This window comes from Corallococcus sp. CA054B, from assembly GCF_003611625.1.
Classification (GTDB): Bacteria; Myxococcota; Myxococcia; order Myxococcales; family Myxococcaceae; genus Corallococcus; species Corallococcus coralloides.
Map to the genome: position 1 here is coordinate 1 of NZ_RAVY01000072.1, position 13,740 is coordinate 13,740.

Genomic DNA, 13,740 nt, shown 5'->3' on the forward strand with positions numbered 1-13,740 from the left:
GGCCTAACCTACCCGCGCGCCTTCCGCGGAGACCGTCGACGCGGAGCTGGAAGGGCAGAGGCGCGAAGCCGCCCTGGCTCCGTCCACCGAACCGGCCGCCCCCGCCACGACGCCCACGGCGGACCCCGCCACGGAGCCGCCCGCCGCGGACTCGGCGAAGGCCATGGGCACGCTCCACGTGAAGGCCACTCCCTACGCCACCGTCTACCTGGGCGCGAAGCGGCTCGGGGACGTGCAGGGCCGCGCGACCTACAAGGTGCCGGCCGGCACGTACACCGTGACCTTCCAGCACCCGACCAGCAAGAAGGCGTTCACCGTCGTCGTCCCCGCCGACGGCAGCGTGCTGCAGGAGTTCCGCGCGTCCCGCGGCCGCTGAGTTGAGCTGAAGCAGCTCCCTTCCGTTCCCTCCATCCCCTGAAGCCCCCGGCAGCCGGCGCGCAGCGTCGGCCGGACGACGTCCGTCCGCCCGCCTGCTCGTCCTCCTTGACGAATGACGCGCGAATCTGGCACCTATGGCGTCCATTCAGTAGCCTCTATTCAATGGAATCGATGGACCTGCTCGCGCCCGATGAACTCGAGCGCATCGAGCGCGAAAACGCGGGCGGTCTTCCCGCGAACGCGATCCTGGAAATCTTCCGGCCCCGGGGCGTGAGGCTCTCGGAGGCGACGTTCCGGAAGTACGTCCAGGCCGGTTTGCTCCCCCGCAGCCGCCGTGTGGGCCGCAAGGGGAAGCACCAGGGCAGCCTGGGCCTCTACCCGGTGGAAGCGGTGCGGCGCATCAACGTCATCAAGAGGATGATGGCCGAAGGACACACCCTGGAGGACATCCGTCGCTCCTTCGTGTTCCACCGCAACCACATCGACCAGCTCCAGAGGGACCTGTCCGAAGTGCTGGACGGGTTCCAGGAGGAGCTGGGAGGACGGCCCCTGGGAGGAGAACGCAGGAGGTCACTCGAAGCCCAGTTGGCAACGCTCAGGCAACGGGCGCAGGATCTGGTCCGCGATGTCGCCCGGTTGGGCAGCGCCGTCACGGCGCGTGAAGACGAAACGCTCCGGCCACAATAGGATGCCCCCCAGGGTCCTGTTGAACCGGGTAGACTCCACGCATCTGGAGGACGACACATGTCGGAAGTGAAGCAGCTGCAGGAGGGCGAGGGGGGGAACGAGGAGGAGCAGCCCGCGGAACGCCGGCGCTCCAAGACGATGTCGCGCAAGGAGATGGCGCGCGACCTGCGCCGGCGCAGGCTCGCCGGTCAGCTGGACCCGGAAGAGGCGGAGACCCTCAAGCTCGTGGACGAGCAGCGGCCGCGCACCCGCGCGGACTGCATCAACGGCCCGCGCCCGTGCCTCTTCGTGTCCTGCAAGCACAACCTCTACCTGGACGTGAACCCGGAGACGGGCTCCATCAAGCTCAACTTCCCGGACAAGGAAATCACGGAGCTGGAGCACACCTGCGCCCTGGACGTGGCGGAGAAGGGCGGCATCACGCTGGAAGAGGTGGGGGAAATCATGAACCTCACCCGCGAGCGCATCCGCCAGGTGGAGACGCGCGGCCTGATGAAGCTGCGCGAGGCCACGGAGGCCGAGCCTCCCGTGTCCGCTCGCAAGCCTTGAGGGCAGGGCACTGTTTCGCGCCGGGCCTGGGGTGACGTGTTGCGTTGACACCCCAGGGGGTGGTTGCTAGGACCCGCGCCACCCCCACCCATTGCGAGGCGCACACGTGCTGGCTCTCCTGAGCGTTTCCGACAAGCGCGGTCTGGTTCCCTTTGCCCAGGGCCTGGTGCGGCTGGGTTACCGGCTGCTCTCCACGGGCGGCACCCTGGAGGCCCTGAAGGCCGCTGGCATTCCCGCCACCCAGGTGTCCGAGCACACGCAGAGTCCCGAAATCCTCGGCGGCCGCGTGAAGACGCTCCACCCCCGCATCCACGGCGGCATCCTCGGCCGGCCCGACCTGGACAGCGACAAGGCGGAGATGGCGGCCAACCACATCGAGCCCATCTCGCTGGTGGTGGTGAACCTCTACCCGTTCCGCCAGACCGTGGCGTCCGGCGCGGGCGAGGACGACGTCATCGAGAACATCGACATTGGCGGGCCGGCGATGGTCCGCGCGTCCGCGAAGAACTTCAAGCACGTGGCCATCGTGGTGGACCCGGACGACTACGCTCCGGTGCTCGCGGAGATTGAAGGTCAGAAGGCCGTGGGCCTGGAGACGCGGCGCCGGCTGATGCGCAAGGCGTTCGCGCACACGGCGGCCTACGACGCGTCCATCTCCGGGTGGCTGTCCGGCGAGGCCCAGGAGCCCTTCCCCGAGGAGCTGTCGCTCGCGTTCCGCAAGGTGCAGGGCCTGCGCTACGGGGAGAACCCGCACCAGCGCGGCGCCTTCTACAAGGAGTACGCCGCGCCGAAGGAGCCGTCCGTCGCCTTCGCGAAGGTGCTCCAGGGCAAGGAGCTTTCGTACAACAACATCCTGGACCTGGACGCGGCCCTGGGGCTTGTCCTGGAGTTCCCGGAGAAGCCCTGCGCGGTGGTCATCAAGCACAACACCCCGTGCGGCGTGGCGGTGGATGACGTGCTGGAGAAGGCCTACCGCACCGCCCGCGCGGTGGACGAGGTGAGCGCCTTCGGCGGCATCGTCGCCTTCAACCGCGAAGTGGACGAGGCCACGGCGAAGGCCATGGCGGAGACGTTCCTGGAGGCGGTCATCGCGCCGTCGTACTCGGCGGTGGCGCTCCAGGTGCTGGCCGGGAAGAAGAACCTGCGCCTCCTGGAGGCGGGCCCCGCGCTGGCGTCCCCCACGGCGGCGCCCCGGCCCCAGGTGGACGCACGCAGCGTGTCCGGCGGCATGCTCCTGATGGACCGGGACGCGGTGGAGCCGCCCCTGGAGTGGAAGGTGGTGTCCAAGCGCGCCCCCACGCCGGAGGAGGAGCGGGCCCTGCGCTTCGCCTGGAAGGTGTGCAAGCACGTGAAGAGCAACGCCATCGTCTTCGCGGCGCCGGCGCAGCTCCTGGCCCAGGGCGGCGGGCAGACGAACCGGGTGGACTCCGTGCGCATCGCGATGACGCGGGGTGGCGAGGCCCTCAAGGGGAGCGCCGTGGCCTCGGACGCCTTCTTCCCCTTCCGGGACGGGCTGGACGAGGCGGCCCGGGCGGGGGCGACGGCGGTCATCCAACCGGGTGGGTCCGTCCGGGACGCGGAGGTGATTGCCGCCGCGGACGAACATGGGATGGCCATGGTGGTGACGGGAGTGCGACACTTCCGTCACTAACTTCATGCGCATCGTCTGCCAGAAATGCGCGGCGGCCTACGCGATCGACGATCGGTTGATCACGCCCAAGGGCGTCCGCGCTCAGTGTCCCCGCTGCCGTCACCTCCAGCTCGTGAAGCGGGAGGCCTCGGCCGCGTCCGTGACGGCTCCCGCTGAAGGGGCCGTGCCTCCCGCCGCCGAGCCGAAGCCGCCCTCGGCCGCACCGGCGCCTCCGGTCGCGCGCGAACCCCGGAGCAATCCGGCCGCCGCGCCCGTCGCGGCGAAACCTCCGGCGCCGCTGGCCGCACCGAAGGCGGCGCCGAAGTCGGACCTCTTCGGGGACTTCGGCGAGATGCCAGAACTGGGACCGCCAGGCAGCGTGGACCCGTTCGCGGACCTGGGGCCGCCCGCGTCGCAGGTCCCCGGGGGCCTTCCCTCGGACCCGTTCGCCAGCCTGGGCCCGTCGGTTCCGCCGTCCGCTTCGAAGGCGGCGCCGGCCGCGAAGCCCGGTCCTCCCGTGCCCGCCGCGCCCGCGGTGGCGGCTCCCGCGAAGTCAGCGGCTCCGGTCGTTCCGGAAGATCCGCTGCTCGACTTCCTTGGCCCGGCGCCCGGAGGCCTGGAGCCGGAAGCCTCTCCGGCGCCCGGACGGGCCTCCTCGCCTCCCGGGGCGGTTTCGCTGGGCCGCATGTCCGCCCGCGCGCCCGCGCCGGTCGTCCCGAAGCCGGAGACACACACGAACTGCCGCTCGTGCGGCAAGGACCTGACGGACCCCTTCGACCAGGCCCTGGGCACCTGCGAGGCCTGCAAGCAGCGGGAGTCCGCGTTCCCCCGGGAGTCCACCGTGGTGGTGGCGCCCGAGGTGGCGCCGCCTCCGGCCGACGGCGGCGCCCTGGTGGAGCTGCCCATGATGAGCGGCCTGGACGGCGCCGCGTCCGGGGACGAACCCCGGTCCGAGGGCGCCACCGCGCTGGCGCCGGACTCGCGCGTGAGCTCGGTGAAGCCCGCTCGCACGTCGCACATCACGGCCGCGCCGGTCCGCAGCGCGCAGCGTGGCGGCAGCGGCGGCAGCCGTGCGGGAGTCTTCAGCCTGCTGGCGCTGGCGGTCCTCGGGGCCGGTGGCGCGGGCTACTACTTCCTCGTGCACAAGCCCCAGCAGGAGCAGCGGGTCCGGGACGCGCAGCCCGCCGCCCCGGCCGCGGTGCCCCCGGAGGTGCTGGCCACGATGGGCCGGTGGAAGCTCCAGTTCCTGGAGCTGGAGGGCACCAGCGAGCAGCACCTGGCCGCCGGCCAGAAGCAGCTCGCCCTGGACCAGCGCAGCGCCTACGCGGAAGCCGAGGAGTCCTTCCAGCAGGCGCTGCTGCTCGACCCCCGCAGCACGGACGCCATCGCCGGGTACGTGCAGGCGCTGGCGCTCGGGCGCGGTCGGGGCATGGATGACAACTCCTTCCAGGAGGCGCGCGAGCTCATCCAGGCCGCGACGCGCATGGCCGGAGAGACGCCCGCGCTGCTCGTCGCGCACGCGAACCTGCTGCTGGCGCGCTCGCGTCAGGCCGGCAACCTGGAGGAGGCGGCGCGGCTGGCGACGGAGGTGCTGTCCCAGTCGAACGCCGCTGACGCCTACAAGGCGGAGGCGCACCTGGTGCTGGGCCGCTCGCACGTGGCCACGTCGCGAGAGCTGGCGAACCAGGAGTTCGAGGCCGCGCGGAAGCTGGCGCCGAACCTCCAGCGCGTGGACTACTACAGCGCGCTCGCGCACGAGCAGGCCGGCCAGTACGGCATGGCGCTCAAGCAGCTGCGCCAGCGGATGGAGCTGGATCCGCAGGACTGGAACAGCGTGGAGGCCGCCGCCCGCATCTACGTGGAGGTGGGGGAGACCGCTCGCGCGCGCAAGCTGTACGAGGACCGGCTGAAGGCGAAGGCGGGCGACGTGCGCGCCTCCCTCGCGCTGGCGGTGCTGCGCTACCAGGCGGAGGGCAACGCGCGCGAAGCCGTGCGCGTCCTGAAGGAGCTGTCGAAGAACGCGTCCCGCCATGGCCCGCGCGACGCGTCCGAAATCTTCAGCCACCTGGCTGCGGCGGAGCGCACGGCGGGCAATGACGCCGCCGCAGCGACCGCTGCCGCGGCCGCCCTGAAGGCGGTGCCGGCGATGCCGGAGGCCCACCTGCAGTGGTTCATGGTGGCGCTGACGCAGAAGGACGCGGCCCTGGCCCGCGAGCACCTGAAGGGCTTCCAGGGTCGGCTGGAGGACGCGGCGCTGGAGAAGGTGCTGGAAGGGCGCGTGCACCTGCTGGAAGGCGACGTGGCCGGAGCCCAGGCGCGCTTCCAGCAGGCGGTGCGGCTGGACGACCGCCGCATGGACGCGAAGCTGCTGGAGGGCGTGGCGGCGGCGAGCGCGAAGAAGCGCGACGAGGCCTTCCGCCTGTTCTACCCGGTGCTGGAGGCGCGCGTGTGGGATCCGCTGCGGCTGGCGCCCCGGCCCGCGCTGTCGCGCTTCTGGCTGCGGCCGGGCGACACGCTGGTGGGCGTGGAGAACGTGGTGAAGTCCCTGGGCGACCGCGCGGAGGACGTGCAGCCCCTGCTCTACGAGGCCCTGGTGCGCTTCCATCAGGGGGACCGGCAGACCGCGGAGCGGCTCTTGCAATCCGTGGTGGACGTGAACGCGAACAGCGGCGGTGCGCTGGCGTACCGGGCGCTCATCGCGCTGGACACGAAGGGGCCGCAGGCCCGGAGCCTGGCGGACCGCGCGGTGGGCGTCGAGCGCGGGCTGCCGGTGGCGCGTCTGTCGCTGGGGCTCGCGCAGGCGGCGGCCGGGGACGTGGCGGGCGCGATGCGCGCGTTGCGGTCCACGTTGGATGTCGCACCGAAGATGTTGTCCGCGCAGACGAAGCTGGCGGAGCTGCTGGTGACGTCGAAGCCGCAGGAGGCGCGCGCGGTGCTGGAGAAGGTGGTGGGGTTGGATCCGTCCTACTTCCCGGCGAAGAAGCTGCTCTTCAAACTGGACGAGCGAGGTTGACGTGAAGGTCCTGTTGCTGGGGTCGGGCGGCCGCGAGCACGCGCTCGCGTGGAAGCTGGCCCAGAGTCCTCGTCTCTCGCGGCTCCTTGTCGGCCCGGGCAACCCGGGCACGGCGCGGTGGGGCACCAACGTGCCCCTGCAGGCGGACTCGCCGGAGGCGGTGGTGTCGCTGGCGCGCCGCGAGCGCGTGGACCTGGTGGTGGTGGGCCCGGAGGCGCCGCTCGTCGCGGGCGTCGCGGACGCGCTGGCGCAGGTGGACATCCCGTGCTTCGGCCCCGTCGCGGCCGCCGCGCGCATCGAGGGCTCCAAGGCCTTCGCCAAGGAAATCATGGCGGAGGCGGGCGTGCCCACCGCGGCCTTCCGCGTCTTCACGGACGCGGCGGAGGCGGAGGCGTACGCCGTGGCGCAGGGCCGCATCGTGGTGAAGGCGGACGGCCTGGCCGCGGGCAAGGGCGTCATCGTCGCGCCGGACGCGAAGGCCGCGCGCGAGGCCGTGCGCGCCGTGGCGGAGATGGGGCAGGCGGGCCAGCGGATGGTGCTGGAGGAGCTGCTGGAGGGCGAGGAGGTGTCGCTCATGGCCCTGTGCGACGGCGAGCGCTACGTGCTGCTGCCGCTGTCGCAGGACCACAAGCGCGTGGGCGAGGGCGACACGGGCCCCAACACCGGCGGCATGGGCGCGTACTGCCCGGCGCCGTTCCTCACGCCGGCGCAGCTGGCCCAGGTGGGCGAGCAGGTCATCGCGCCCACGCTGGCGGTGCTCAAGAAGCGCGGCACGCCGCTTCGCGGGGTGCTGTACGCGGGGCTGATGCTCACGGCGTCTGGCCCGAAGGTGCTGGAGTTCAACGCGCGCTTCGGCGACCCGGAGACGCAGGTCCTGATGATGCAGGTGGACGAGGACCTGCTGCCGCTGATGGAGGCGTGCGCGAAGGGCACGCTGGAGCCCCGGCCGCTGAAGCAGTTCCCGGGCGCGTCGGTGGGCGTGGTGCTGGCGGCGGAGGGCTACCCGGAGGCGCCGAAGAAGGGTGCGCGGATTGAAGGCCTGGACGCGGTGGCGTCGAACGCGCCCGTGTTCCTGGCGGGCGTGGCGAAGCAGGACGGCGCGCTGGTGACGGCGGGTGGCCGGGTGCTGACGGTGTGCGCTCGGGGTGACAGCCTGGCGACGGCGCGCGCGCGGGCCCTGGAGTCGGCGGACGCCGTGCGCTTCGAAGGCAAGCACTTCCGCCGGGACATTGGCGCGCGGGGGCTGCGGGCGCGGCCGTGAAGCTGCTGGCGCGATATCTGCTCAAGGAGCTGCTCGTCCCCCTGGGTGTGTGGGTGGCGTTCATGTTCCTGCTGCTGTTCGTGATGCAGTTCCTGCGCGGCACGGACGTGCTGCTGGGCTCCGCGGTGACGCTGGTCGACCTGGGCCGGCTCATCGCGTACCTGGCGCCGCACTTCCTGGTGATGGCGCTGCCCATCGCGTTCCTGCTGGCCATCCTGCTGGGCCTGGGGCGGCTGGGCGAGGACCGGGAGCTCACGTCGCTGCAGGCCCTGGGCATCAGCCCGCTCCAGCTGCTGGCGGCGCCGCTGGGCGTGGGTATCGCGCTGAGCGCGTTCATGGTGCTGCTGACGTCCACGGTGGAGCCGTGGGGCCTCACGGGCGTGAAGGACCTGGTGGGCGAGGTCATCCAGAAGAACGTCGCGGGCGACGTGAAGTCCGGCGTCTTCTACGAGGACCTGAGCGACCTGACGCTGTACGCGCAGAAGGTGGCGCCCAAGGGCGGCGGGTGGACGAACGTGCTCTTGCACGACGACCGCGACCCCAGCTCGCCGCTGCTGGTGCTGGCGCACAAGGGCAGCGTGGGCACGTCCGAGCGGGGCGAGGCGCTGCGGATTGAATTGAAGGAAGGCGAGGTGCACCGCGCCAACCGCTCCTCGGTGGACGCGAGCGTCGTCGCCTTCGAGAAGGCGGAGATCAACGTGGGGCTGGGCGGGTCGCTGTCGCGGCGCAACCGGTTCCGCTCGCCGAAGGAGGAGCTGACGCCGGCGGAGCTGCTGGCGGCGGCCAAGGACGCGGAGGAGCGGCGCGAGGACTCACGGCCCTTCCTGATGGCGCTGCACAGCCGGATGGGCAACGCGGTGGCGCCGGTGGCGTTCGCGCTCCTGGGCACGCCGCTGGCGATTGGCCGCAGGCAGTCGGGCCGCGCGTGGGGCTACCTGCTGACGCTGGGCGGCTACGTCCTCTACTACCTCCTGAGCCGCGCCTTCGAGCAGATGGGGCAGAAGGGCCAGATGCCGGTGTTCGTCGCGGGGCAGCTGGCGAACGTGCTCTTCATGGCGGTGGGGGCGTTCGCGCTGTACCGCGTGACGCGTTCGGGGACGGTGCGATGAGGGGCACCCTCTTCCGGTACGTGGTGGGCGCGTACGTGCGCTACACGCTGGGCATCCTGGCGGGCGTGGTGGCGGTGTTCTTGGTGGTGGACTTCGTGGACCGCGCGAAGGCCTACGGTGGCGAGGGCTGGGTGCTGGATGTGCTCAAGCTCTATGGCTACAAGGCGCTGGTGACGGTGCAGCAGCTGGGGCCGGCGGCGCTGCTGCTGGCGGCGGGCACCACGGTGTCGGCGCTGCGCAAGAAGGGTGAGGTCACGGCGCTGCGCTCGCTCACCTTCGGACCGGCGGCGCTGTACCTGCCGGTGGGCATCTGCGCGCTGGTGGCGTGCGTGGGGCTGGTGGCGTTCGACGAGACGGTGGCCGCGCGAGCGGGCCGGCGCGTGGATGAAATCACCACGCAGCGCTTCAACCGCTGGGGCGACTGGCGGATGTACTACACGCCGAAGCAGTGGTTCCGGCGGGGGGACTCCATCTTCTTCCTGCGAGGCGGCAACCCGCAGGAGGGCTTCGAGAACGTCTCCATCTTCACGCTGACGCCGGAGTTCAAGCTGCGGCGCCGCGTGGACGCGGGGCGGATGCGCTCGGTGGAGGGCACGCGCTGGGAGCTGACGGACGTGGTGGAGCGCACGTTCACGGAGGACGGGCGCACGTCCGTGACGCAGCAGCCCGCCGCGGAGTACGAGCTGGGCGTGGGCGCGACGACGTTCCGCATCCGGCCGGGCCGTCCGGAGCAGATGCGCCTGGGAGAGCTGGGCGAGCAGATCATCGCGCGAGCGGAGGTGGGGCTCGCGACGAAGGCCTTCCAGCTCGCGTGGCACAACCGCTTCGCGTATCCGCTGGCGGGGCTGCCCGCGGCGTTGCTCGCGGTGGGGCTGGCGCTGAGGACGAACCGGCGAGGGCACCTGACGGCGGCGGTGGTGGAGGGGCTGCTCATCGCCGTGGCGATGTGGGGCCTGATGGTGGTGTCCCGCACGCTGGTGCTCACCGAGCGACTGGCGCCCGCTGTGGCCGCATGGATGCCCACGACGCTGCTGACCGTGGTGGCGGCGGCCCTGTGGCTGCGCCGCGAAGGCCTGTTGCATTTCCCGCGCCGAAGCGTGACGCGGCAGGCCTGAGCCACCGGGGACACCCGCCCGGGCCCGGAGCGGTCAAAACCTGTCCGACAGTCGGACAGGTTTCCGCGGGCCGCCTGTCACGGAGCCCCCAGCCGAAGACCTCCAAAACCTGTCCGACAGTAGGACCGGTTTCCAGGACCCAGCCATCGTGGCGCCCCTCCGGGTGCGGACATTCAAAACCTGTCCGACAGTCGGACCGGTCTCCAGACCTGTCCGACTGTCGGACAGGCGTTGGGGTCGGATGCCATGGAGGCTCCCGGCCGAGGACGTCCAAAACCTGTCGGACAGTCGGACAGGTTTCCGCGGCCCGGGCGTCGCGCAGACGCCGGGGCGGCCGCGGAGTTCCAAAACCTGTCCGACTGTCGGACAGGTTCGAGCGGGTCGCCGCCCGCCCGCGGAGGGGCAGGCGGGATTCTCACTTCCCGGCAGTGTGGGTGGAACTTGGGCCCGGAGGGGTAGGGGCTTCAACCGCCGAGGAGCCGGCGCGTGTGACGGGCGAGCTGAACCTCCTCATCGCTTGGCAGCACGCGCACTGGACAGGGTGACGCATTGGTCGTGATGACCTCCGCACTCGCTTCGTTCCGCTGCGCATCGAGCTGGATGCCCAGGTGGCCCAGCCTCGCACACACGCTCTCGCGAACCCGTGCGCTGTTCTCCCCGATGCCCCCCGTGAACACGAGCAGGTCCAGTCCTCCGAGCACCGCCGCGTAGGCGCCCACCGTCTTCGCGATGCTTCGGGTGAAGACGTCCACCGCCAGCGCGGCCGCCGTGTTGCCCGCCGCCGCGTCGCGCGTGAGGGACTGCATGTCGCTGGTCCCCTCCGACAAGCCCCGAAGCCCGGCGTCGTGGTTCACCAGCGTCTCCAACGCATCCGCATCCATGCCACCCGTGCGCATCAGGAACAGCAGCACGCCTGGATCCAGGTCGCCCGTGCGGGTGCCGCTGGGAATCCCTCCCGTGGGCGTGAAGCCCATGGATGTATCCACGGAGCGTCCGCGCTCCAGCGCCACGAGGCTCGCGCCATTGCCCAGGTGGGCCACCACCGTGCGCGCTGGCACCTGGGGCTCGAGCCTGGCCACGATGGACTCATACGACAGGCCATGGAAGCCGTACCGCTGCACGCCCTGGTCCCTCACGGAGCGGGGCAGGGGGAACGTCGACGCGACCTCGGGCAGCGTCGCGTGAAAGGCTGTGTCGAAGCAGATGAACTGTGGCACGCCGGGGTACTGCCGCTCGGTGGCTCGGATGAGCCGCAGCGCCGCAGGGATGTGCAGCGGCGCGAAGTGCTTCGCCTCCTCCAGCGCCTTCATCACCTCCGGCGTCAGCGCCTGGTTCGCGCGCAGGTGGGGACCGCCATGCACCACGCGGTGCCCGATGGCGTGGGGCCGCTCTCCGCCCAGCTCCTCCAGGTGCCGCACGGCCTCGCGGAACGCGTCCTCCTGCGACGGATGCCGCACATCCACCGCGCGCACCTGCTTCCCCGTGCCGTCCTTCACGACCAGCCGGCCCTGCTCCGCGCCGATGTGGGTCGCGCTGCCCTTGAACCGCACTGACTCCTGGCCGCCCTGTTCGACGTAGAGGCCGAACTTCAGCGACGACGAGCCGCTGTTGATGACCAGCACCGCGCCTGGGTCGCTCATCGCACGCTCCACTTCCAGTGGGCCACCTCGGGCATGTCCTCGCCGTGCTCCGACACGTAGAGCTTGTGTCGCTGGCGCACCTCGGAGAAGCGCTGCTCCGCGTCATCCAACCGGTGCCGCGCGGCCTTCGAGTGCCGGATGGCATCCAGCGCCAGGGTGAAGCGGTCCATGTCGTTGAGCACCGTCATGTCGAACGGCGTCGTCGTGGTGCCCTCTTCCTTGAATCCGTGCACGTGGATGTTGCCGTGGTTGGCCCGGTTGTACGTGAGCTTGTGCACGAGCGTGGGGTAGCCGTGGAACGCGAACACCACGGGCTTGTCCGTGGTGAACAGGCGGTTGAAGTCCTCCTCGTTGAGCCCGTGCGGATGGACGTGCACGGGCGCGAGCGTGAAGACATCCACCACGTTGACCACGCGCACCTTGAGCTCCGGGGCCCACTCGCGCAGCAGCGTCACCGCGGCCAGCGTCTCCAGGGTGGGCACGTCGCCCGCGCAGGCCATCACCACGTCCGGGTCGCCGTCGTCATTGCCCGCCCAGTCCCACGCGCCAATGCCCGCCGAGCAGTGGCGCACCGCGCTCGCCATGTCCAGCCACACCGGCGAGAGCTGCTTCCCCGCGATGATGAGGTTCACGTAGTTCTTCGAGCGCAGGCAGTGGTCCGTCACCGACAGCAACGTGTTCGCGTCCGGCGGCAGGTAGATGCGCACCGTGTCCGCCTTCTTGTTGGCCACGTGGTCGATGAAGCCCGGGTCCTGGTGGGAGAACCCGTTGTGGTCCTGCCGCCACACGTGCGAGCTGAGCAGGTAGTTCAGCGAGGCGATGGGCTTGCGCCACGGGAGCTCCTTGGCGCTCTTTATCCACTTGGCGTGCTGGTTGAACATCGAGTCGATGATGTGGATGAACGCCTCGTAGCAGGAGAAGAAGCCGTGGCGTCCGGTGAGCAGGTAGCCCTCCAGCCAGCCCTGGCAGAGGTGCTCGCTCAGGACCTCCATCACGCGGCCATCGACGGAGAGGTTCTCGTCCGTGGACTCCAGCCTCGCGTCCCAGCTCTTGCCGCTGACGGCGTACACGTCCTGGAGCCGGTTGGACGCGTTCTCGTCCGGGGCGAACATGCGGAAGTTCTTCGTCGCCAGGTTGTGGCGCATCACGTCCCGCAGGTAGCCGCCCAGCACCTTGGTGGCGCTGACCTGCCGGGAGCCGGGCACGCCCGGATCGACCGCGTAGTCGCGGAAGCTCGGCAGCACGAGCGGCACCAGCAGCTGGCCGCCGTTCGAGTGCACGTTGACGCCCATGCGCAGCCGGCCCTTGGGCGCGATGTCCGCCAGCTCCTCGCGGAAGGTGCCGTTCGCGTCGAACAGCTCGCGGGGCCGGTAGCTGTGGAGCCACGCTTCGAGGATCTTCAGGTGCTCGGGGTTGTCGCGCACCTCCTCCAGCGGGACCTGGTGCGCGCGCCACGTGCCTTCCACGGGCTTGCCGTCCACGACCTTCGGGCCGGTCCACCCTTTAGGCGTGCGCAGCACGAGCATGGGCCAGCGCGGGCGGGTGGGGTCGTTCTTCTCCCGGGCGTGGCGCTGGATGCGCGTGATTTCGGCGTAGAGCGTGTCCAGCACCTGCGCCATCCGCTGGTGCATGTCCTTCGGGTCGTCGCCTTCCAGGACGTAGGGCGTGTAGCCGTAGCCCTTGAAGAGGGCCTCCAGCTCGTCGGCGTCGATGCGGGCGAGCACCGTGGGATTGGCGATCTTGTACCCGTTGAGGTGCAGGATGGGCAGCACCGCGCCGTCGGTGATGGGGTTGATGAACTTGTTGGAGTGCCAGCTCGCGGCGAGCGCGCCCGTCTCCGCCTCGCCGTCGCCGACGACGCAGGGGACGATGAGGTCCGGGTTGTCCAGCACGGCGCCGTACGCGTGGAGGAGTGCGTAGCCCAGCTCGCCGCCCTCGCTGATGGAGCCGGGGACCTCGGGCGCGTCGTGGCTGGGGACGCCGTAGGGCCAGGAGAACTGGCGGAACAGGCGCTTCATGCCGTCGCGGTTGCGCTCGATGTTGGGATACAGCTCCGTGTAGGAGCCTTCGAGGAACGTGTTGGCGATGATTCCGGGCGCACCGTGCCCGGGGCCAATGAGATACATCATGTTGGCCCGGTGGTTCCGGATGATGCGGTTCAGGTGGACGTAGATGAAGTTGAGGCCGGGCGTGGTGCCGAAGTGCCCGAGCAGCCGGGGCTTGATGTCCTCTCGGGTGAGGGGCCGCTCCAGCAGCGGATTGTCCTTGAGGTAGATCTGCCCGACGGACAGGTAGTTCGCCGCGCGCCAGTAGGCGTCAATCTTTCCAAGCTCCTCGTCACTCAGCGGACCCGCCATC

General features: G+C 70.8%; 11 protein-coding genes. 8 read left to right on the forward strand and 3 right to left on the reverse strand.

The window, feature by feature from the left end:
* Positions 1-3: 3 nt before the first annotated feature.
* Complete coding sequence (locus D7V80_RS41840; RefSeq protein WP_158616664.1) at positions 4-165, reverse strand: hypothetical protein; 162 nt, start codon at positions 163-165, stop codon at positions 4-6.
* On the opposite strand from D7V80_RS41840, the gene D7V80_RS18885 reads away from it, so the two are divergent.
* The 8 genes from D7V80_RS18885 (at position 164) to D7V80_RS18920 (ending at position 9,742) form a co-directional block, all read left to right on the forward strand.
* Positions 164-376: a hypothetical protein gene (locus D7V80_RS18885; protein ID WP_120589478.1), complete on the forward strand. Its 213-nt coding sequence runs from the start codon at positions 164-166 to the stop codon at positions 374-376. The genes D7V80_RS41840 and D7V80_RS18885 overlap by 2 nt on opposite strands.
* Before the next feature lie 164 nt (positions 377-540).
* Positions 541-1,065 carry a MerR family transcriptional regulator gene (locus D7V80_RS18890; RefSeq protein ID WP_120589479.1) on the forward strand — a complete coding sequence of 175 codons (525 nt, stop codon included), beginning with the start codon at positions 541-543 and terminating at the stop codon, positions 1,063-1,065.
* A gap of 57 nt (positions 1,066-1,122) precedes the next feature.
* Positions 1,123-1,614: a sigma factor-like helix-turn-helix DNA-binding protein gene (locus D7V80_RS18895; RefSeq protein ID WP_014397952.1), complete on the forward strand. Its 492-nt coding sequence runs from the start codon at positions 1,123-1,125 to the stop codon at positions 1,612-1,614.
* A 106-nt stretch (positions 1,615-1,720) separates the two neighbouring features.
* Positions 1,721-3,265: a bifunctional phosphoribosylaminoimidazolecarboxamide formyltransferase/IMP cyclohydrolase gene (gene purH / locus D7V80_RS18900; protein ID WP_120589480.1), complete on the forward strand. Its 1,545-nt coding sequence runs from the start codon at positions 1,721-1,723 to the stop codon at positions 3,263-3,265.
* 4 nt (positions 3,266-3,269) lie between these two features.
* Positions 3,270-6,257, forward strand: coding sequence for a zinc-ribbon domain-containing protein (locus tag D7V80_RS18905; RefSeq protein WP_120589481.1), 2,988 nt, complete (start codon positions 3,270-3,272; stop codon positions 6,255-6,257).
* Position 6,258: 1 nt separating this feature from the next.
* Entirely contained in the window at positions 6,259-7,518 is a 1,260-nt protein-coding gene (gene purD, locus D7V80_RS18910) for a phosphoribosylamine--glycine ligase (RefSeq protein ID WP_120589482.1), read from the forward strand.
* Positions 7,515-8,627 carry an LptF/LptG family permease gene (locus tag D7V80_RS18915; RefSeq protein ID WP_120589483.1) on the forward strand — a complete coding sequence of 371 codons (1,113 nt, stop codon included), beginning with the start codon at positions 7,515-7,517 and terminating at the stop codon, positions 8,625-8,627. The genes purD and D7V80_RS18915 overlap by 4 nt, the downstream gene beginning before the upstream one ends.
* Positions 8,624-9,742 (forward strand): LptF/LptG family permease, encoded by a 1,119-nt coding sequence (locus D7V80_RS18920; protein ID WP_120589484.1) that lies wholly within the window; start codon positions 8,624-8,626, stop codon positions 9,740-9,742. The genes D7V80_RS18915 and D7V80_RS18920 overlap by 4 nt, the downstream gene beginning before the upstream one ends.
* Before the next feature lie 464 nt (positions 9,743-10,206).
* Here the strand turns inward: D7V80_RS18920 and D7V80_RS18925 are convergent, their stop codons facing one another.
* Together D7V80_RS18925 and D7V80_RS18930 are read right to left on the reverse strand one after the other, a co-directional pair.
* A complete protein-coding gene (locus tag D7V80_RS18925; RefSeq protein ID WP_120589485.1) occupies positions 10,207-11,382 on the reverse strand; it encodes an acetate/propionate family kinase in 1,176 nt (391 codons plus the stop codon).
* Positions 11,379-13,739 (reverse strand): phosphoketolase, encoded by a 2,361-nt coding sequence (locus tag D7V80_RS18930; RefSeq protein WP_120589486.1) that lies wholly within the window; start codon positions 13,737-13,739, stop codon positions 11,379-11,381. The genes D7V80_RS18925 and D7V80_RS18930 overlap by 4 nt, the downstream gene beginning before the upstream one ends.
* Position 13,740 lies beyond the last annotated feature (1 nt).